Source organism: Alteribacter salitolerans (genome assembly GCF_016901055.1).
In the GTDB taxonomy this organism is placed as follows: domain Bacteria; phylum Bacillota; class Bacilli; order Bacillales; family Salisediminibacteriaceae; genus Alteribacter; species Alteribacter keqinensis.
On the sequence record NZ_JAFEUX010000005.1, the window covers coordinates 240,180 to 260,288 of the forward strand.

Annotated in this window: 18 protein-coding genes; 16 read left to right on the forward strand and 2 right to left on the reverse strand. The window is 44.9% G+C overall.

Annotation, left to right across the window (positions count from 1 at the left end; all coding sequences use genetic code 11):
• The first annotated feature begins 22 nt into the window (after positions 1-22).
• On the forward strand, positions 23-1,777 hold the full coding sequence (gene pyk, locus JSY36_RS11970; protein WP_205166579.1) for a pyruvate kinase: 1,755 nt from the start codon (positions 23-25) through the stop codon (positions 1,775-1,777).
• A 31-nt stretch (positions 1,778-1,808) separates the two neighbouring features.
• Here the strand turns inward: pyk and JSY36_RS11975 are convergent, their stop codons facing one another.
• The gene (locus tag JSY36_RS11975) at positions 1,809-2,078 is read right to left on the reverse strand and encodes a hypothetical protein (protein ID WP_205166580.1); all 270 of its coding nucleotides are present in this window, start codon (positions 2,076-2,078) and stop codon (positions 1,809-1,811) included.
• A 285-nt stretch (positions 2,079-2,363) separates the two neighbouring features.
• On the opposite strand from JSY36_RS11975, the gene JSY36_RS11980 reads away from it, so the two are divergent.
• Entirely contained in the window at positions 2,364-2,765 is a 402-nt protein-coding gene (locus JSY36_RS11980) for an FxsA family protein (protein WP_122897996.1), read from the forward strand.
• A 73-nt stretch (positions 2,766-2,838) separates the two neighbouring features.
• Here JSY36_RS11980 and ytvI read toward each other — a convergent pair whose 3' ends face one another.
• Positions 2,839-3,948, reverse strand: a complete 1,110-nt coding sequence (gene ytvI / locus JSY36_RS11985; protein WP_205166581.1) for a sporulation integral membrane protein YtvI — start codon at positions 3,946-3,948, stop codon at positions 2,839-2,841.
• A gap of 80 nt (positions 3,949-4,028) precedes the next feature.
• Between ytvI and JSY36_RS11990 the strand changes: the two genes are divergently transcribed.
• The 14 genes from JSY36_RS11990 (at position 4,029) to speD (ending at position 19,686) form a co-directional block, all read left to right on the forward strand.
• A complete protein-coding gene (locus JSY36_RS11990) occupies positions 4,029-4,502 on the forward strand; it encodes a DUF441 domain-containing protein (RefSeq protein ID WP_205166582.1) in 474 nt (157 codons plus the stop codon).
• 420 nt (positions 4,503-4,922) lie between these two features.
• Positions 4,923-6,038, forward strand: coding sequence for a citrate synthase (citZ, locus tag JSY36_RS11995; RefSeq protein WP_205166583.1), 1,116 nt, complete (start codon positions 4,923-4,925; stop codon positions 6,036-6,038).
• Positions 6,039-6,148: 110 nt separating this feature from the next.
• Entirely contained in the window at positions 6,149-7,411 is a 1,263-nt protein-coding gene (gene icd, locus JSY36_RS12000) for an NADP-dependent isocitrate dehydrogenase (RefSeq protein WP_122897987.1), read from the forward strand.
• A gap of 83 nt (positions 7,412-7,494) precedes the next feature.
• Positions 7,495-8,433, forward strand: a complete 939-nt coding sequence (gene mdh / locus JSY36_RS12005; protein WP_122897985.1) for a malate dehydrogenase — start codon at positions 7,495-7,497, stop codon at positions 8,431-8,433.
• Positions 8,434-8,549: 116 nt separating this feature from the next.
• A complete protein-coding gene (locus tag JSY36_RS12010; protein WP_205166584.1) occupies positions 8,550-9,029 on the forward strand; it encodes a MaoC/PaaZ C-terminal domain-containing protein in 480 nt (159 codons plus the stop codon).
• Entirely contained in the window at positions 9,016-9,162 is a 147-nt protein-coding gene (locus tag JSY36_RS12015) for a hypothetical protein (RefSeq protein ID WP_205166585.1), read from the forward strand. Before JSY36_RS12010 ends, JSY36_RS12015 begins: the two co-directional genes overlap by 14 nt.
• 225 nt (positions 9,163-9,387) lie before the next feature.
• Positions 9,388-10,104, forward strand: coding sequence for a response regulator transcription factor (locus JSY36_RS12020; RefSeq protein WP_205166586.1), 717 nt, complete (start codon positions 9,388-9,390; stop codon positions 10,102-10,104).
• Positions 10,097-11,881, forward strand: coding sequence for a two-component system histidine kinase PnpS (pnpS, locus tag JSY36_RS12025; protein WP_205166587.1), 1,785 nt, complete (start codon positions 10,097-10,099; stop codon positions 11,879-11,881). The genes JSY36_RS12020 and pnpS overlap by 8 nt, the downstream gene beginning before the upstream one ends.
• A 968-nt stretch (positions 11,882-12,849) precedes the next feature.
• The gene (gene polA / locus JSY36_RS12030) at positions 12,850-15,486 is read left to right on the forward strand and encodes a DNA polymerase I (protein WP_419466043.1); all 2,637 of its coding nucleotides are present in this window, start codon (positions 12,850-12,852) and stop codon (positions 15,484-15,486) included.
• Between the two features lie 52 nt (positions 15,487-15,538).
• Positions 15,539-16,366 carry a DNA-formamidopyrimidine glycosylase gene (mutM, locus tag JSY36_RS12035; protein WP_205166589.1) on the forward strand — a complete coding sequence of 276 codons (828 nt, stop codon included), beginning with the start codon at positions 15,539-15,541 and terminating at the stop codon, positions 16,364-16,366.
• A 99-nt stretch (positions 16,367-16,465) separates the two neighbouring features.
• Positions 16,466-17,104, forward strand: a complete 639-nt coding sequence (gene ytaF / locus JSY36_RS12040) for a sporulation membrane protein YtaF (protein ID WP_205166590.1) — start codon at positions 16,466-16,468, stop codon at positions 17,102-17,104.
• Between the two features lie 71 nt (positions 17,105-17,175).
• Positions 17,176-17,769 (forward strand): dephospho-CoA kinase, encoded by a 594-nt coding sequence (coaE, locus tag JSY36_RS12045; RefSeq protein ID WP_205166591.1) that lies wholly within the window; start codon positions 17,176-17,178, stop codon positions 17,767-17,769.
• A 270-nt stretch (positions 17,770-18,039) separates the two neighbouring features.
• Positions 18,040-19,065 carry a glyceraldehyde-3-phosphate dehydrogenase gene (locus JSY36_RS12050; protein WP_122897970.1) on the forward strand — a complete coding sequence of 342 codons (1,026 nt, stop codon included), beginning with the start codon at positions 18,040-18,042 and terminating at the stop codon, positions 19,063-19,065.
• Positions 19,066-19,284: 219 nt separating this feature from the next.
• The gene (gene speD, locus JSY36_RS12055) at positions 19,285-19,686 is read left to right on the forward strand and encodes an adenosylmethionine decarboxylase (RefSeq protein ID WP_205166592.1); all 402 of its coding nucleotides are present in this window, start codon (positions 19,285-19,287) and stop codon (positions 19,684-19,686) included.
• Positions 19,687-20,109 lie beyond the last annotated feature (423 nt).

A 20,109-nucleotide genomic window follows, 5' to 3' on the forward strand; every position in this document is an offset into this window, starting at 1 on the left:
GAAATTTGAGGAGGATTTACGAATGAGAAAAACAAAGATTGTATGTACGATTGGACCGGCAAGTGAGTCTATTGAAAAACTGTCCAGCCTGATTGATGCAGGAATGAACGTTTCCCGTCTGAACTTTTCACACGGTGACTATGAAGAGCACGGCGCGCGTATTCAGAATATCCGTTCAGCGGCTGAAAAAGCAGGGAAGAAGGTTGCGATTCTTCTTGATACAAAAGGACCTGAGATCCGTACACAGACCCTTGAAGGCGGGCAAGCTGAGCTTGAGCGTGGTTCTGAAGTCATCGTTTCCATGACTGAAGTAGTAGGGAACGCTTCTAAGATCTCGGTTACTTACCCGGGTCTTATCGACGACGTTCACGAAGGTTCTGTTCTTCTGTTGGACGACGGTTTAATTGAACTTCGCGTGAAGTCTATCGGTGACGGTGAACTTGTAACAGAAGTTGTAAACAGTGGCGTTTTGAAAAACAAAAAAGGTGTTAACGTGCCGGGAGTAAGTGTAAATCTGCCTGGTATCACTGAAAAAGATGCCAACGACATTGTGTTCGGTATCGAGCAGGACGTTGACTTTATTGCTGCATCTTTCGTTCGCCGTGCATCGGACGTTCTTGAGATCCGCGAACTTCTTGAAAAACATAATGCTTCTCACATTCAAATCATTCCTAAGATCGAAAACCAGGAAGGCGTCGACAACATCGATGAAATCCTTGAAGTGTCTGACGGCCTTATGGTGGCCCGTGGTGACCTTGGTGTGGAAATCCCGGCGGAAGATGTTCCTCTTGTACAAAAAGAATTGATTAAAAAATGTAACCGCCTCGGCAAGCCTGTCATCACAGCGACTCAAATGCTTGATTCCATGCAGCGCAACCCACGCCCTACACGAGCGGAAGCAAGTGACGTAGCAAACGCGATCTTTGACGGTACAGATGCAATCATGCTTTCCGGTGAAACGGCTGCAGGAACATACCCTGTAGAATCTGTACAGACAATGAATAACATTGCTAAAAAAGCTGAGACGGCTCTGAAGTATGAAGACATTCTCCGCCGCCGCAGCAAAGAAAGTGAGCATACAATTACAGACTCCATCAGTCAGTCTGTTGCCCACACAGCGTTAAACCTAAACTCTTCTGCGATCTTAACGGCTACAGAAAGCGGCCACACAGCTCGTATGATCTCTAAATACCGTCCTGAGAGCCCGATTGTTGCCATTACACACAGCGAGCGTGTATGCCGCTCTCTTTGCCTTGTTTGGGGCGTTCACCCTCAATTGGGACCTAAGGCTACAACAACAGATGAAATGCTTTCTTCAGCTGTAGAAGAATCCCTTAAGTCAGGCCTTGTAAACCACGGAGATCTTGTTATCATCTCTGCCGGTGTACCAGTGGGTGAAAGAGGAACAACGAACATTATGAAAGTTCATGTTGTCGGTGAAGTTGCTGCAAAAGGTCAGGGAATCGGCCGTAAAACACGTTCCGGAAAAGTGGTTATTGCCAAAGACGGTAAAGAAGCACTTGCAAAAATGGAGCAGGATGCGATTCTTGTCACAACAAGCACTGACCGTGACATGATGGATGCGTTTGAAAAAGCTGTAGCTGTTGTTACAGAGCAGGGCGGACTTACCTCCCACGCAGCGGTAGTCGGCCTGAACCTCGGGATCCCTGTCATCGTAGGTGTAGAAGGTGCAACAGACCTCTTCACAGACGGAGACGAAATTACTGTTGACGGAAGCCACGGCAACATCTACAAAGGTGTAGCGAGTGTCCTGTAATAAATAAGAATGATTGGAGAAGAGCCGGTTTTTAAAGCCGGTTCTTTTTCTTATTGGTTCTATTAATAATCTGGGGCTGCTGAAGGTGGCGGTGTGTGTGTTTGTCGAAAAATGACGAATTCTCTTTAAAACGTTTGAAGTTCTGCATAAAACTGCGAAAGTTCTGCATAAGAATTCCCGGGTCTCCGAAATCAACCCCGGAGTCTCGTAAATTCGTCCCCACTACAGCCTGATGTCCAAAGCTCGCCATATAAAGGATAAGAGAGGGAAAACCGCTATTTTCAGTGGTCCAACAGGCCATCCACGCTGCTCATCAGGCAATGAATGCAGCAAACACACCGCAATATCACTTGTACGGTACCGGCTGTTGGAACAGGAAGGAACAAAAAAAGTACGGTCCTTAGCTTATTTCAATCCCTTTTCACAAAAAAAAGAGAAAGTTGTTTGTCCGTGTGCAGACCCGCTTTTATCAGGGAGGATCGATCCTCGACAACCGCTTTGAAAATCGATAAAATAGAAGGGTACTCAACTATGTACGTCTCACGTAAAACGTGCTTATGATACACAACCAAAGGAGACGGTCGTTATGGGAAAGATTTTTCTGCTTTTACTCATTGTTGTACCCGCTTTAGAAATTGGTGTGCTGGTCCTGTCAGGAAATACAATCGGGATCATTCCCACTATTTTACTCATAATTGCAACAGGAATACTTGGAGCAGCTCTTGCTAAAAAAGAAGGCTTAAATGCCATCCGTACAGCTCAGATGCAAAGCGCCCAGGGGCAGATGCCGAGCGGGGTCCTCCTGGACGGCATTTGTATTCTGGTAGGAGGAGTCGTTCTTCTCACACCGGGTTTTATTACCGATGCATTAGGGTTCTTCCTTTTGTTCCCTCAGACGAGAGCGATCTTCAAAGGCTTTCTGCAACGTATGTTTGAGCGTTCAATCCGATCGGGGAATGTTGTCTTCTACAGAGGACGCAAGTTTTAGCTGCATAAAGAAACCGGCTGTATTTTCAGCCGGTTTTCTTTATCTTTATTGATTACCTGCTTCAAGGGCGTCTTCACTTTCCGTTCATGATATACGACACAACCCCTTGCACCACGCCTGCTTTAACGAGGGACTGCAAAACGATCAGAATCATCGGTCCGAGAAGGAGTCCGGCAAACCCGAGCAGCTGATAACTCAGGAACAATGTAATCAAAAGAGGCAGTGGATGAACGCCGATGTGCCGCGAGAGAACTTTAGGCTCTGCAATTTGCCTTTGAATGACTACGATACCGTATATGACACTTAAACCAATGGACATGAACCAGTCGCCGGAGAAAAAACTGTACAGTATCCAAGGGATAAAAACGATCCCTGTTCCTAAATAAGGAAGTACATCTACAAGGGCAATGAGAACAGCTGTGGTGATGGCATGCTTGACACCAAGGATGAGAAGGGCGATGAGAACGATCACTCCGGTCATACCCACTAGAATAACCTGGGCGAGAACATAGCCGGATATGGCTTTTCTCCATTCGTCCGTTATTTTTTTTACATACGTTACTCCATGCAAAGGAACAAGCCTTTCATACCAGCTGAGAATAAGAGGCCAGTCTTTTGCGATAAAAAAAGCAGATAACAGGGAAAATAAGAGAATGGTAATCGTGTTGGGCAGACTCAGGAGAAGATCAGCCAGACCGTTAAAGACGAGCTGGATGAACTCACTGGCTCTTTGTGTTACGTCAGCTGTAATTGACTGTATGGAGCTCAAAACGGTCTCCTGCTGGCTTGTATCAAGAGACAGGACAAGATGATTGATTCGGTCATACACCGGAAGCAGTGACGTTGTGATCCACTGTTCAACGGTAGATGCGGTATTTTTAATATAGTCAGGGAGCACCCCGGAAAGGTAAATAAGTCCATTTGCGATTTCGACTGCTGCCACTGTAGTAAAAGTAATCAAAATGAGCATAAGGCCGGCCATAGCAAGAATAACTGAAAGAGAACGTGACCATCCAAAGCCTCTTTCCACTTTGTTCACGAACGGCAAAAGAAGAAGAGCCAGGATAAACCCGATTACAAAAGGGTAGAGAAAACGGATGATAATATAGCCTGCCACAAGGAACATGAATGAATAAAGAATAATAAGTCCGGATCGAATTAAAGGGGCGCCTGATTTAATCATAGTCCCGTCCTCCTCTCTTCATTAATCTATGAGAAGAAATGGGAAGACATGCCGGCTTGTACTGCGAGGAGAGAATCGATATGTTAACACCAGCAACTATTTTTATGATAATTTTATTAGGTATAGGGTTAATTGCGAAAAACCAGTCTTTAATTATTGCAGTTGCAGTACTGCTTGTTCTTAAATGGGTCGGGTTGGGAGATAAGGCCTTTCCGCTATTGCAGCAAAAGGGAATTCATATTGGCGTGACCATTATTACGATCGCCGTCCTCGTACCGATTGTAACAGGGGAGATTGGTTTTAAAGAGCTTACAGGAGCGATGAAATCCTCCTATGCCTGGGTTGCTCTGGGAGCAGGGATATTTGTTGCTGTTATTGCAGCCAACGGTGTTGAACTTCTTCAGAACGATCCCCATATTACTGCAGCCCTTGTTTTTGGCACCATCCTTGCCGTAGCCCTTTTTAACGGCGTCGCAGTAGGACCTCTCATTGGTGCCGGAATTGCCTATATGGCGATGAGGATCGTGTCATTTTTTACGTCGATGGGTGGGTAATATCGTTACTGTACGTGAAGTGTCAAACAAATTAAAATAATAGTATAAGTTAGAATCTTGCCTTGATTTGATAATTTAAAGTTCACAAAGTTGTTGAAAATCGTTATAATGTTAGTTGACTGTTGAAAAACAATAAATAAATAACAGTAGTTACGGTCTTCAAAAACATTCTCGAAAACGCTTTCTATTTTTGGGAGGATATTTCCTACATAGGTGAATGCTAAAGGGAAGCACGCAGTAATGTTATTTTAAAAAAACATTACAAATAAGATATTGTGATATCTCCCTCCACGCTCTGATCCGCTGGGGCTTTTATTTAAAGCTTTTATGATCCACAACAGATGAAGGTTTTTGAAGAATCGTTAAGGGAATAAAGTATTTAGTTCCCATAAAAAATAATGAACTAAAGGAGAGGTTGGTATGAGTACGACAAAAGGTTTGGAAGGTATTGTAGCAACAACATCCAGCGTAAGTTCCATTATTGACGGAGTTTTAACGTATAACGGATATAACATTGATGATCTGGCTGATTATGCAACGTTTGAAGAAGTTGTTTATCTGCTTTGGAATCACAAGCTGCCTACAAAAGAGGAGCTTGAGTCTTTTACAAAAGAACTGAATGGATATTCCGCAGTTCCTTCTGAAGTACTGGAGCAATTGAAAACGTATCCAATTGATAAAGTACATCCAATGGCAGCTTTACGTACTGCGGTTTCGAATCTGGCTTTGTTTGATGAAGATGCGGACGAGATGTCTGAAGAGGCAAATCGTAAAAAAGCCATGAAGCTTCAGGCGCAAATGCCTACGATTGTGACTGCATTTGCCCGTATCCGCGAAGGAAAAGAACCAATTGCACCTAAACCGGAACTGAGCTATGCAGCAAACTTTCTTTACATGCTGGACGGTGAGGAGCCGGATGAAACGTCAATTGAAGCATTCAACAAAGCTCTCGTTCTTCATGCCGATCATGAACTGAATGCATCCACATTCACTGCACGTGTATGTGTAGCCACACTTTCTGATGTATACTCCGGTGTTACAGCAGCAATCGGAGCACTGAAAGGACCGCTTCACGGTGGTGCCAACGAGCGCGTAATGGCGATGCTCTCAGAAATTGGTGACGAAGATAAAGTAGAAGAATACATTCATAAAGCACTTGAGAACAAAGAAAAGATCATGGGCTTCGGCCACCGCGTTTACAAAGACGGTGACCCTCGCGCGAAACACCTGAAAGAAATGAGCCGTCAGCTTACGAAGATTACAGGTGAATCCAAGTGGTATGAGATGAGCGTGAAGATTGACGAGATCGTTACAAGTGAAAAAGGTCTGCTTCCAAACGTAGACTTCTATTCCGCTTCCGTTTATCACAGCCTGGGGATTGAACATGACTTGTTCACGCCTATCTTTGCAGTAAGCCGTGTATCCGGATGGCTTGCACACATCCTTGAGCAGTACGACAACAACCGTCTGATCCGTCCTCGTGCAGAATATGTAGGTCCTGACAAACAAGCATGGGTACCGGTTGACAAACGATAAAGAAACATTAATCATAAGAAATGAAGGAAAAAGCCGCCTCAGTGACGAAAGAGGTAGAGGTGTGCATTTTTCTTTCATACATACTGAATGACATTAGGAGGTCTTTACAAATGGCAGAACGTATTTCAGTAAACAACGGGGTACTAAACGTACCGAACAATCCAATCATTCCTTACATCGAAGGAGACGGAATTGGTCCTGATATTTGGGCAGCGGCTTCAAGCGTTATTGAGGCAGCTGTAGATAAAGCATACAATGGCGAAAAGAAAATTGAGTGGAAAGAAGTACTTGCAGGTCAGAAAGCATTCGATCAGACAGGTGAGTGGCTTCCGGATGAAACACTTGACTCAATCCGTGAATACTTCATCGCAATCAAAGGTCCTTTAACAACTCCAATCGGCGGCGGTTTCCGTTCATTAAACGTAGCCCTTCGTCAGGAGCTTGATCTTTTTGCATGTGTACGTCCGGTTCGCTGGTTCGAAGGAGTACCATCTCCTGTAAAGCGTCCTGAAGATACAGATATGGTTATCTTTCGTGAAAACTCTGAGGATATCTATGCTGGTATTGAATATGAAAAAGGCTCAGAGGATGCGAAAAAGCTGATCAGCTTCCTGCGCGACGAGCTTGGGGCAACGAAAATCCGTTTCCCTGAAACTTCCGGAATCGGAATCAAGCCTGTGTCCGAAGAAGGAACACACCGTCTTGTCCGCTCTGCTATTCAGTACGCACTGGACGAAGGACGTAAGAGTGTAACGCTTGTTCACAAAGGAAACATCATGAAGTTTACAGAAGGCGGATTCAAAAAGTGGGGCTACGAGCTTGCTGAGAAAGAATTCGGCGATAAAGTATTCACATGGGCTGAATATGACAAAATTACAGAAGAGAGCGGCCGTGAAGCTGCAGACAAAGCTCAGTCTGAAGCAGAAGCTGCCGGCAAAATTATCGTTAAAGATTCTATTGCCGATATCTTCTTACAGCAGATCCTTACTCGTCCGAAAGAGTTTGATGTAGTAGCTACAATGAACCTTAACGGTGACTATGTATCTGACGCACTTGCTGCACAGGTTGGTGGAATTGGAATCGCTCCTGGTGCCAACATCAACTACGACAGCGGACATGCTATCTTTGAAGCAACTCACGGTACAGCACCTAAGTATGCCGGCCTGGATAAAGTAAACCCATCTTCTGTTCTTCTATCCGGCGTTCTTATGCTTCGCCACCTGAACTGGAACGAAGCTGCAGATATGATCGAAGCTTCAATGGATAAAACAATCGCAAGCAAGGTTGTTACGTATGACTTCGCCCGTCTGATGGATGGAGCAACAGAAGTAAAATGTTCCGAGTTTGGTAAAGAACTTATCAAAAACCTTTAATTGAGATCATGAGGCGTCCGTCTTATTAAGGCGGAACGCCGTCTTTCTTTAACATAATCACAAAAGTGAGAGGGGAAAGGAAAATGACAATTAAACGCAGAAAAATTACTGTCGTTGGCGGCGGATTTACAGGAACGACAACAGCTCTGATGGCTGCACAAAAAGAACTTGGTGATGTTGTACTTGTTGATATCCCGAATAACGAGGACCCTGTTAAAGGGAAGGCCCTTGATATGCTGGAAGCGTCTCCTGTTCAGGGATTTGATTCCAACATCATCGGTACATCCAACTATGAAGACACTGCCGGTTCCGATATCGTAGTTATCACTGCCGGTCTTCCGAGAAAGCCCGGAATGAGCCGTGATGATCTTGTAAATACAAACGCAGACATCATGAAAAAAGTAACGCGTGAAATTGTAAAACACTCTCCAGACTGCTACATCATTGTTCTTACCAACCCGGTTGATACAATGACGTACACAGTTTACAAAGAGTCCGGATTCCCTAAAAACCGTGTGTTCGGTCAATCAGGTGTGCTTGATACTGCCCGTTTCCGTACGTTCGTTGCTCAGGAGCTTAACGTAAGTGTGGAAGACGTTTCCGGGTTCGTTCTTGGGGGACACGGAGACGACATGGTGCCAATGCTCCGATACTCCTACGCAGGAGGTATTCCTCTGGAGAAGCTTATCTCCAAGGACCGTCTGGATGCTATTGTAGAGCGTACTCGTAAAGGCGGCGGAGAAATCGTAAACCTTCTCGGTAACGGAAGTGCTTATTACGCACCGGCTGCATCCATTGTCCAGATGGTGGAAGCGATTCTTAAAGATAAGAAGCGAATTCTTCCAACAATTGCTTACCTTGAAGGTGAGTACGGATACAATGACATGTACCTCGGTGTACCAACCGTAATCGGCGGAGGCGGAATCGAAAAAATTCTTGAACTTGAACTCACTGATGAAGAGAAAGCAGAGCTTAAAAAATCTGCAGACTCAGTAAGTAACGTCCTATCTCTGGTAAAATAAGTACTCAACGAATAAATCCGGTTGCTAAAACCGGATTTATTCTTACATCCAATTGTAAGCGCTTACGATCCGGGCATACTAGATTCGAATGAATGACAAGCAGGAGGGGATGTCTGATGTTTACGAAAAAACGGAAACTCGGCACGGTCATTTCCAATCTTCAGGTTGGGGAGAAAGTCGAAGTTTCAAAGAAAGTTGAAGATAAAGATATATTGTTGTATCTCGGTTTCTCTGACGATGCAAACCCGATTTATATTCAGCACGATTACGCTTCACGCACGCCTTTTCAAAAACCGATTGTTCCTCATATTATGATTAACGGCATCATTAACTCTACGGTCTCTATGCACCTGCCGGGTCCCGGAAGCGCGGTCTTAAGCCAGAGACTGGAGTATCCCGCTCCTCTTTATCACTACGGGACACTGACACTGTCAGTCGAAGTAGTGAGTGTGGATGAAAAGAAACATCTTGTGACGGTCGAAGTCCAGGGCACAGACGAAGACGGACGAGAGATCGTCAAAGGGGTAATGGAAGTTTGCCCTCCTTATCCGTGGAAGCCTGTTACCCAGGATGCCGGAACGTTTGAAAACTTTTAATCAATATCAGGCAGTCGTCTCAGTTGAGGCGGCTTTTTTGGTTCAGTCACAGAAGGACGAATCGTATATTCAGGTGCCGGCAGCACTGGCTGTCTTTGTGTTTGTTTTCTGTATGTTTACACAGCCTTTGTAAAAATATAAAAATATAGTAATATGAAAAGAGGGATGACTGAATATCCCATTTCATAAAAAAGAAGGCTGTGCTAAAGCGATTACGCGATAACAGAGCCCATAGACAAAAAAGAAAATAGCCTCTGGCAACTCCGGAAACAGCGAAAAGAAAAGATGAAACAGTACATATATTATCTTGTTCTGCATTGATTTTGGGGGTCAAGAGCAGGCGCGGGAGGAATTATACATGTCTCAGAAAGTCCTTGTAGTAGACGATGAGGAATCAATTGTTACGCTTTTGCAGTTTAACCTGGAGCAGTCTGGTTTTTCCGTAACAACGGCTATGGACGGCAAGTCAGCTTTGGACGAAGCGGCGAATCAAAAATTTGACCTTATTGTACTTGACCTGATGCTTCCTGAATTGGACGGTTTGGAAGTATGTAAACAGCTCCGCCAGAATAAAGTGATGACTCCGATTTTGATGCTGACAGCAAAAGATGATGAGTTTGATAAAGTGCTCGGTCTTGAACTTGGGGCGGATGACTACTTAACAAAGCCTTTCAGCCCCCGGGAAGTCGTAGCAAGAATCAGAGCGATTCTGAGAAGAACCCAGGCAACGGCTTCAGAAAAAGAAACAAAAAAAGAAGTGCACAAATTAGTCATCGGCGATGTGGAAATCCATCCTGACAACTATGAAGTGTTTCTTAGAAATCAGCCAATGGAGCTGACACCCAAAGAATTCGAACTTCTCCTCTACCTGGTTAACCACAAAGGACGTGTCCTAACCCGGGACCAGCTTCTTAACGCAGTGTGGAATTATGAGTTTGTAGGGGATACAAGGATTGTGGATGTGCACATCAGCCATCTTCGTGAAAAGATTGAACCAAATACGAAAAAACCTGTGTATATAAAAACAATCAGGGGATTGGGCTATAAGCTGGAGGAGCCAGCTCTAAATGAATAGTTACCGTGCGCGGTTCATCCTTCCTTTAACACTCATTGTTTTTATCGTTCTGGCCTGTCTCGGTGCTTTACTTGGCCCGCTGTTTAAGGAGTTTTATTTTGAACGGATGGGCGACCGGATCGAGAAGGAAACGGGAGTAATAGCCTATAACGTGGAGCAGACGGGAATGGAGAATACGGCCGAACTTGAAGAGCTTGTCCGTACTCTTGCTGCTGAACTTGACGTTCGGATTACTCTTCTTGATTCAGAAAAGCGGGTTGTTGCTGAATCTGCTGAATCCCCTTCACAGGACCAGGACTACAGCGGAAGACCTGAAATTGAGGAAGCGGTTAATGAAGGCGCGGGTAGTGAAATCAGAATGAGTAACACCCTGGGGGAAGAACTTCTTTACTATGCCACAGAGCTTCAAAATAATGGTGAAACCATCGGTTATCTCCGTCTCGGTCTTACTTTGGGAGAAATGAACCGCGTATACCGGAGCATTTGGATCTTCCTGCTCGTCAGTTTTTCCATTGCCTTTTTAATTATTTTTGCCCTCACATCCAAGCTGACCAATCAGATGATTGCACCGATTGAAGAAGCAACCCGTGTGGCTAAGCAGCTGGCGCAGGGAAACTTCAAAGCCCGTACATTTGAAGGAGAGGCAAATGAAACAGGTCACCTTAACAGGTCGCTGAACGTTCTTGCTGAAAATCTCGGACAGATTACAAAAACCTATCAGATGCAGCAGGAACACCTTGAAACCCTTATAGAAAATATGGGGAGCGGACTGCTTCTTATTAACGCAAAAGGTGACATTACCCTTGTGAACCGCTCGTGTAAGGACCTGTTCCAGGAAGATACTGATTTGTGGCTCCATAAGCTTTATTACAAAGCCATCGGTCATAAAACGGTCATCAGGCTCGTTCAGGAGATCTTTCTTACTGAAAAAGGAAAGCGCAGGCACCTTGAGCTTCCGATCGGGATTGAGATGCGTCATTTTGATGTGTATGGAGCGCCGATTATCGGGTCGAATGAAAAGCTGCGGGGGATTGTTCTCGTGTTTCATGACATTACAGAACTTAAAAAGCTTGAACAAGCACGTAAAGACTTTGTGGCAAACGTCTCCCATGAGTTGAAAACGCCGGTTACGTCCCTGAAGGGGTTCACAGAGACCCTTCTGGCCGGGGCGATGGAAGATCCTGCACTCAGAGAAAAGTTTCTGACGATTATATCGAAAGAATCGGACCGCCTCGAAAGTCTGATACATGATCTGCTTGAGCTCTCAAAAATTGAAGGAAGCCATTTTCTCCTAAACTGGCAGGAAGTTGACCTCCATGAAATGATTGAAGATGTGAAAATGATGCTTCAGGAACAGGCAGATAAAAAGAAAATTGACCTGAAAACGAAAGTTATGGGAAATCCAAAGATTGAAGGGGACCCTCACCGTCTGAAGCAGGTGATTTTAAACCTTGTGAACAATGCGATTTCGTATACGCCGGAAGAAGGAAATGTAACCATGAGGGTGCGGGAGCAGGCAGAAACGGTCCTTCTTGAAGTGGAAGATACGGGAATTGGTATAACTAAAAAAGAGCTTCCAAGGGTTTTTGAACGTTTTTACAGAGTAGACCGTGCGCGTTCCAGAAACTCAGGGGGAACAGGCCTGGGTCTTGCCATTGTCAAACACTTATCGGAAGCTCATAAAGCCAGGCTTGATGTCACAAGTGAAGTGAACAAGGGAACAACTTTTAAAGTTACTTTTTATAAAAAAAGGGTGGAAGAGAAAAAAGACATGTAAATCTTTACAGTAACTTTACAATTTCGATACTTCACCTTAAAAATGATGCGGTACATTATATATGTACTGTTTCATAGGAATGTAATCTCTCGGATTGCATTTATGTTACATCCCCTTGTTTAGCCGGAAGCCCACCCCTGAGCTTCCGGTCTTTTTTTGTTTGCTCTGTTAAACTCTGGTGTTAATTTGCGCTCATTGCATTAGGACCTTCATTCAATAAGAAGTACCCCTGATTCTTTCTCTGCCAGTTATACTTCTTATACTTCGCAACTTTCTGCATCGAAGCAATTCGAAGCTAATTAGTGATGTAAACGCTCATCGCTCCACAGGAGTGTTGTGGTAAATGAAGAGGAAGCCTTTAGGGAGTGACAATAGTCGTTTGTCGGTGAAGGTGGACACAGAACCGACAGTTTTACAAATGGTTTTTGTTTACGCAAAGAAATGATGCAGCCCGAATGCCTGAAACTCCTGCGGGAGCGGGAGCGCGGTGAGACCCGCAATGGGGAGAGGGCACTTAAAAAGTAAAGGTCCGATAAGAACGTCACCACTTTAGGGTTCTAATTGCAGCATAAAATGGTTTTTGATTTTTGGATGTGGTAAAGGCAATTGTCTTTTTAAAAAATTGTGTTGATTGAAGCGAATGGGCGACACTCTTGCGGAAAAGCGAGTTCCGGGGAGACCCCGGAAGCGCAGAGCGCTGAGGATCGAACCGCCCGCGGAAAGGGAGCGCAATGAGTGTAAATCAACGCCTTCATTTTCTATGCCTATACTATAGAAGTTGGACTTTATCAGTGGAATCGCGGAGCATGAGATCACCGGCGCCCCCGCGGAAAGCGAAAGGCATGGAGGCAGCATCAACATCCATACTTCCTAGCTTGAATTTCCTTCTCTCTGTTAAGTTTGATAAAATAAACAGGAATACATCATGAATGAAAGCGGCGGACAGGCCGCTAATAATAAAAGCTGAGGTGTTGAACGTGAACAAACTCGTTCTTGTAGACGGAAACAGTGTGGCTTACCGTGCGTTTTTTGCCCTGCCACTCTTGAACACTGAAAAAGGGATTTACACAAACGCGATATATGGATTTACAACAATGATCCTGAAAGTACTTGAAGAAGAAAAGCCGACTCACATGCTTGTAGCGTTTGATGCGGGCAAAACAACATTCCGCCATGAGACGTATCAGGAATACAAAGGCAAACGAGAAAAAACACCTCCGGAACTCTCAGAGCAGCTTCCATATATGAGAGAGCTTCTGGATGCATTCCGTATCAAGCATTACGAAGTGGAAAATTATGAGGCTGATGACATTATCGGTACTTTAAGCAAACAGGCCTCAAAGGAAAACTGGGAAGTGAAAGTCTACACCGGAGATAAAGACCTCCTTCAGCTTGTAGATGACAACATTCATGTAGCGATGATGAAAAAAGGCATCACGAATATGGATACATACGATGAAAAGCTCGTTGATGAAAAATACGGTATTACTCCAATTCAGATTATTGACATGAAAGGGCTTATGGGAGACAGCTCCGATAATATTCCAGGTGTTCCCGGTGTAGGGGAAAAAACAGCACTGAAACTCCTGAAAGCCCATAAAACAGTAGAAGGCGTTTACGAATCCCTGGATGAAGTTTCCGGAAAGAAATTGAAAGAGAAGCTGGAAGCCAACAAAGAACAGGCACTCATGAGCAAAGAACTGGCAACCATTATGTGCAACGCTCCTGTAGACGTGTCCTTTGAGGATACGAAAATGGGCGAGCATGATCAGGAAAAGCTTGTGGCACTATTTAAAGAGCTTGAATTTAAATCACTCCTGGATAAATTCGATGGAGACAGAGAAGCGGAAAGCGAAGAGATGGAGGATCTTTCTGTAACAGAAGTGTCGGAACTGACAAGTGACATGCTGGTATCCCCGTCTGCTCTTGTAGTGGAATCCCTCAATGAAAATTATCATCAGGCTGATATTGTCGGGTTCTCTATTGCAAATAATACAGGAACGTACTTCATTTCTTCAGAGGTGGCCCTTCAAAGTGACGTTTTTGCCGAGTGGGCAAAAGACAAAGAACATGCGAAGTTTATGTATGATGCCAAGCGGTCTGTAGTCGCTCTCGGATGGGAGGGGATCACCCTTGACGGAGTTGAGTTTGATGTCCAGATTGCTTCTTACCTCATCGATCCTTCATCAAGTGCCCACGATCTGGCGGATATTTCGGAACGTAAAAAGAGTACCCGTGTCCAGCATGACGAATCGGTTTATGGGAAAGGCAAGAAGCGGAAAGTGGCAGAAGGTGACGCACTCTATCAGCATTTAGGAAGAAAAGCAAAAGCGATCTTTGAGCTTCGGGACGAGCTTGACGAGGAGCTGACTGCAAATGAACAGAAAGAATTATTTTATGACCTTGAAATGCCTCTCAGTGTTATTTTAGGGCGCATGGAAAAGCATGGTGTTTCTGTCGACCGTGAAGAGCTTGAGAACATGGGTGCAGGACTTGAAAAGAAGCTTGCTGAAATTGAAGCTGAAATTCATGAGCTTGCAGGAACAGAGTTTAATATTAATTCGCCGAAGCAATTAGGAGAAGTACTTTTTGAAAAGCTTAATCTTCCTGTTGTGAAAAAGACAAAAACGGGCTACTCCACTTCTGCCGATGTTCTTGAAAAACTTCAGGATCACCACGAGGTTGTGGAAAAGATCCTTTTGTACCGTCAGCTTGGGAAGCTGAACTCAACATATATTGAAGGACTTCTTAAAGTTATTCACAAGAAAACAGGAAAGATTCACACGATCTTTAACCAGTCCCTTACCCAGACCGGGCGTCTGAGTTCGACTGAGCCGAATCTGCAAAACATTCCTGTACGGCTGGATGAAGGACGGAAGATCCGTCATGCCTTCGTTCCGGAACGGGAAAATGCCGTTATTTTTGCAGCAGACTATTCCCAGATTGAGCTTCGTGTTCTGGCCCACATTTGTCAGGATGAAACCCTTGTCAAGGCTTTCCGGGAAGACATGGACATCCACACGAAAACAGCTATGGATGTCTTTAACGTGGGAGAAGCCGAGGTCACAGGGAACATGCGCCGGACAGCCAAAGCGGTTAACTTCGGAATTGTCTACGGTATCAGTGACTACGGGCTTTCCCAGAGTCTCGGAATCACCCGTAAGGAAGCGAAGAGCTTTATCGACCGGTACTTTGACAGCTTCCCGGGGGTAAAAGAATATATGGAAAACATCGTTGATGAAGCAAGAGATAAAGGATATGTTACGACGATGCTGAACCGCCGCAGGTATCTGCCTGAAATTACGAGCCGTAATTTTAACCAGAGAAGCTTTGCTGAGCGCACAGCTATGAATACGCCGATCCAGGGAAGTGCTGCCGACGTCATTAAAAAGGCGATGGTGGATATTGCTGAACGAATGGAAGAAAAACAGCTCCAATCAAGCCTCCTTCTGTCTGTACACGATGAATTGATCTTTGAAGTTGTGGAAGATGAAATTGAAACGATGAAAATGCTCGTACCGGAAGTGATGGAAAACGCCATTGAACTTGACGTCCCTCTGAAGGTCGACGTGTCATACGGGGAGACATGGTACGACGCAAAATAAAAATCTTATATTTTTTGAGGCACATTTAATATGAAACAAAGGATGAATGGTTATGCCTGAATTACCGGAAGTAGAGACTGTCAAGCGGACTCTTGAGCAGCTTGTTACAGGAAAGACAATTGAAGAAGTGGTTGTTTCCTGGCCCCGGATGGTAAAACGTCCGGATGATGCGGGGGCTTTTGCTGATATGTTGAAAGGGGAAACGTTCCAAAGCATCGGACGACGGGGAAAATTCCTTCTTTTTCACCTCGATACATGGACACTCGTATCCCACCTCAGAATGGAAGGACGCTACGGACTTTTCCAAACTGATGAGGAAGTGGATAAGCACACCCATGTGCGGTTCAGGTTTAAGGACGGGGAAGAACTCAGATATCGTGACGTTCGGAAGTTCGGAACGATGCATCTGTTCGAGAGAGGAGAAGAACTTCAAAATCTGCCTCTGTCACATCTGGGAGTAGAACCGTTTACGGATGCTTTTACACCGGTACATTTGAGAGAAAAGCTTCTCCGCACCACAAGGTTTATTAAATCGGCGCTTCTGGACCAGACAGTGCTCGCGGGTCTTGGGAATATCTATGTGGACGAAGCTCTCTTTCTTGCAGGTATCCACCCTGAACGAAAAGCAAATACAATCACAGAAGAAGAAGCAGTAAAGCTTCACGGAGCTATTTACAAAACCCTTAAAGAAGCTGTGGAGCAGGGCGGATCATCCATCAAATCCTATGTAAACGGACAAGGTGAAATGGGGATGTTTCAGCAATCATTATTTGTCTACGGAAAGACCGGTCAAACCTGCAAAAAATGCGGTGCAGAAGTGGAACGGTCAGTTGTAGGAGGGCGCGGCACTCATACATGCCCTGTCTGCCAGCCATCGTAGGCGGGGAGGGCTGATTGATTGTAAAATTCCTTCGTACATTGGATGGGCTCATGCCATATACTATCGTATCGATGGTTATGGGAAGGAGCTGCAATGGTAATGGTGGAATTACTCTCCCTGCTGCTACTGGCCTTTGCCGTAAGCTTAGACAGCTTTGGTGTTGGTCTGACATATGGATTAAGAAAAATGAAGTTACCAGCCAGGTCGCTCGTATTTATTGCTTTGTGTTCGGCAACGTCAATCTTACTTGCAATGACGATCGGTACAGCCATTGCAAGGGTCATGAGCCCGGGGATGGCTGAGACAATAGGAGGCTTTATCCTGATCCTGATCGGTGCATGGGCCCTTTACCAGATTTATAACCCTGCCAAAAAGGACCGGAAAACAAAAGAAGAACGGGAGTACATCTTTAACTTTGAAATTAAGAAACTGGGTATCGTCATTACCGTACTGAGAAAGCCGATGGTAGCTGACTTGGATAACTCGGGAACAATTACCGGACGGGAAGCATTTCTCCTTGGGCTGGCTCTTTCTCTGGATGCATTTGGTGCAGGCCTCGGGGCTGCGCTGATCGGTTTCTCACCAGTCATGATGGCTGTAAGCGTAGCATTTATGTGCGTATTCTGCCTCACACTCGGTATGAGGAGCGGCTATGTTTTTGCTGATGCCAAATGGATGAAGAGCCTTTCTTTTATTCCAGGTGTTGTTCTGATTGTCCTTGGTATCTGGAAACTATAAGAAGGCACTGAAAAGTTCGATCTTTAACTTTTTCCAATGCCTTCTAATATAGAGTGAGGTGTCAGGAGCAAATGATTATCGGACTAACAGGCGGCATCGCCAGTGGAAAAAGCACAGTCTCCCAAATGATGGGGGACTGGGAAATCCCTGTTGTCGATGCCGATGTCATTGCCCGGGAAGTCGTAGAGCCCGGGCATGAGGCATATGAAAAAATTGTACAGGCTTTTGGCAGAGGAGTGCTTCATGATGACGGCACTCTTCACAGGAAAAAGCTAGGGTCAATTATTTTTAATGATGAAGAGAAGCGAAAGAAGCTAAACAGCATTGTTCACCCGGCTGTCCGCGGTGAGATGAAAAAACAGCGTGACGATCTCCTTTCAGCCGGTCATCCCCATGTGGTTTTAGACATTCCGTTGCTGATTGAAAGTGAACTGGAGTATCTGGTTGACCGGACCCTGCTTGTTTACGTAGATGCCGGTACACAACTGAAGAGGCTGATGGCGAGGGACGCGTCCAGTGAGGATGAAGCCAGAAGCAGGATTAACTCGCAGATGCCGTTGGATGAGAAAAAAACGCGTGTGGATGCGGTGATTGATAACAGCGGGACTGTGAAAGAAACGAGAAACGAACTTACCGGAGTCCTGAAAAGCTGGGGTATAGGGTAATAAAATTGACCGGGAGGGGTTCTTCCCGGTCTTTTTGTGCAGGAAACCGGCCAATCGATCAGGAAACCGGTCGATGTGACGGCGCGGAGAGGACAGACCATCAGAGACTACCCATGCTCCATGATTTCAACCCTGACTCGGAATAGACAATCACCCATTCCGCAAAAATTTATTCGAAATTTCCGTCCTACTTGCATAATATATGTTATACTAAAATTGAAATTAATGTTGAATAGTATAACACATATACGATGGAAGGGGCCTTCTCAAATGACGACAATCGCAATCAACGGTTTTGGCCGAATCGGCAGAATGGTTTTCCGTAAAGCAGTGCTGGATACTAAACTATCAGTGGTGGCAATTAATGCATCCTACCCGGCAGAAACGCTGGCTCATCTTATTAAGCATGACACGGTCCACGGACCTTTTATGGGAGATGTAAAAGCTTTTGATGATCACTTAATTGTAAACGGTTCCAAAGTAAAACTGCTTAATAATAGAGATCCGCTTGAACTTCCATGGAAGGAACTCGGCGTTGACATCGTTGTTGAAGCGACAGGGAAATTCAAAACGAAGGAAACCGCTTCCTACCACCTGGAAGCAGGTGCGAAAAAAGTTGTAATCACAGCACCGGGCAAAGATGAAGATATTACAATTGTATACGGAGTAAATGAAGACAAGTATGATCCGAAGCACCATGATATTATCTCAAATGCTTCGTGTACAACGAACTGTCTGGCTCCCGTAGCAAAGGTGTTAAATGAAGCTTTCGGTATTAAGTCGGGAATGATGACAACGGTACACGCGTATACAAATGACCAGAAAAACATCGATAACCCGCATAAGGACCTTCGCCGTGCACGTGCATGCGGACAGTCCATTATTCCGACTACAACCGGTGCAGCTAAAGCCATTGCAAAGGTGCTTCCTGAACTGGAAGGGAAGTTGAACGGAATGGCACTTCGTGTACCAACCCCGAACGTTTCCCTTGTTGACCTTGTGGTGGACCTTGAAACCGATGTTACAGTGGAACAGGTGAACAATGTATTGAGAAACGCTGCTGATAATGAACTGTCCGGCATTCTCGGGTACACTGAAGACCCTCTTGTAAGTGTTGATTTTAACGGAAACGAGAACTCTTCAATTATCGATGGACTGTCAACGATGGTTCTAAACGACAGACAGGTAAAAGTACTTGCCTGGTATGATAACGAATGGGGTTATTCCTGCCGCGTTGTTAACCTGATCGAGCATGTTGGCGAAGCTCTTACCGCTCAATCTGAAGTGACTGCCTAAGAACCATTGGCGTTCCTTGATTTCTTTTCCACCCAAAAAACCATTGCAAAAAAAATGCAAAGGAAGTATACTATTTTTCGTGATCTTCGAATAAAAGCAATAGTAGGGATGATCGGTACTTAAGGGTTAGGACCTCTCTGGACTAACTTTCCCCCGTAGTGATCCATTCCTCCATGCTTAGTAAGGAAGGCATGAAACATAGTAAAGGGGGATTTCGGTATGGAAACCATGGGACGACACGTCATTTCAGAACTTTGGGAGTGCAACATCGAAAAGCTGAATGACATGGGATTTATCGAAAAATTATTTGTAAATGCAGCACTTGAAGCAGGGGCAGAAGTACGGGAAGTGGCTTTTCACAAGTTTGCGCCACACGGTGTAAGCGGAGTTGTCATTATCAGTGAATCACACCTTACCATTCACAGTTTCCCGGAGCACGGATACGCAAGTATTGACGTATATACGTGTGGAGACAGAATTGACCCGAATGTTGCTTCAAATTACATTGCGGAACACCTGGATGCTAAACTAACAGAGGCAGTAGAAGTTCCCCGGGGCATGGGACCGATTAAAGTCGGCGAACCACGCACGGAAAGAGCCTTATCTGCAACGACTAACTAATATAGAATACTTCCTTGGCCGGACGGCTTCGGAAGTATTTTTTATTTAACCTTGAAATCTTGAAACGATGAAAAGGGTGGCTTGGTTGAACGGAATACGCTCCCTTTCCGCGGATTCGCACCGAGCCTCCTCAGGGATTTGCCCTTGCGGGGTCTCTCTCGCACTTCCGCAGGAGTCTCACGTATTCTGTTCAACTCCGCAAAAAAAGGCGTTGAGAACCAGAGGATAAAGAAACCTTACCGAAAAAGACCGCATGCCTATTTCGTACGTCATGGGGGATGGGGGTCTTTTATCGTAAGACAGTTTTTCTTAACCTGTTCAAATTGTCGAGAAACCTATATACCTAAGCTTGTGTTTCTCGCTTCTATAAAAGAGGATAGTTGTTTTCACAAACACTTTTGCAGCGATGAAATAGGAATGCAG

What these genes read in the sequence shown, in the direction of transcription:
- pnpS (WP_205166587.1), top strand. Translation starts at nt 10,097, where the DNA reads ATGAATAGTTACCGTGCGCGGTTCATCCTTCCTTTAACACTCATTGTT.
- JSY36_RS12020 (WP_205166586.1), top strand. Translation starts at nt 9,388, where the DNA reads ATGTCTCAGAAAGTCCTTGTAGTAGACGATGAGGAATCAATTGTTACG.
- mdh (WP_122897985.1), top strand. Translation starts at nt 7,495, where the DNA reads ATGACAATTAAACGCAGAAAAATTACTGTCGTTGGCGGCGGATTTACA.
- icd (WP_122897987.1), top strand. Translation starts at nt 6,149, where the DNA reads ATGGCAGAACGTATTTCAGTAAACAACGGGGTACTAAACGTACCGAAC.
- mutM (WP_205166589.1), top strand. Translation starts at nt 15,539, where the DNA reads ATGCCTGAATTACCGGAAGTAGAGACTGTCAAGCGGACTCTTGAGCAG.
- JSY36_RS12010 (WP_205166584.1), top strand. Translation starts at nt 8,550, where the DNA reads ATGTTTACGAAAAAACGGAAACTCGGCACGGTCATTTCCAATCTTCAG.
- citZ (WP_205166583.1), top strand. Translation starts at nt 4,923, where the DNA reads ATGAGTACGACAAAAGGTTTGGAAGGTATTGTAGCAACAACATCCAGC.
- ytvI (WP_205166581.1), bottom strand. Translation starts at nt 3,948, where the DNA reads ATGATTAAATCAGGCGCCCCTTTAATTCGATCCGGACTTATTATTCTT.
- JSY36_RS11990 (WP_205166582.1), top strand. Translation starts at nt 4,029, where the DNA reads ATGTTAACACCAGCAACTATTTTTATGATAATTTTATTAGGTATAGGG.
- coaE (WP_205166591.1), top strand. Translation starts at nt 17,176, where the DNA reads ATGATTATCGGACTAACAGGCGGCATCGCCAGTGGAAAAAGCACAGTC.
- JSY36_RS11980 (WP_122897996.1), top strand. Translation starts at nt 2,364, where the DNA reads ATGGGAAAGATTTTTCTGCTTTTACTCATTGTTGTACCCGCTTTAGAA.
- speD (WP_205166592.1), top strand. Translation starts at nt 19,285, where the DNA reads ATGGAAACCATGGGACGACACGTCATTTCAGAACTTTGGGAGTGCAAC.
- ytaF (WP_205166590.1), top strand. Translation starts at nt 16,466, where the DNA reads ATGGTGGAATTACTCTCCCTGCTGCTACTGGCCTTTGCCGTAAGCTTA.
- JSY36_RS12050 (WP_122897970.1), top strand. Translation starts at nt 18,040, where the DNA reads ATGACGACAATCGCAATCAACGGTTTTGGCCGAATCGGCAGAATGGTT.
- pyk (WP_205166579.1), top strand. Translation starts at nt 23, where the DNA reads ATGAGAAAAACAAAGATTGTATGTACGATTGGACCGGCAAGTGAGTCT.
- JSY36_RS11975 (WP_205166580.1), bottom strand. Translation starts at nt 2,078, where the DNA reads ATGGCCTGTTGGACCACTGAAAATAGCGGTTTTCCCTCTCTTATCCTT.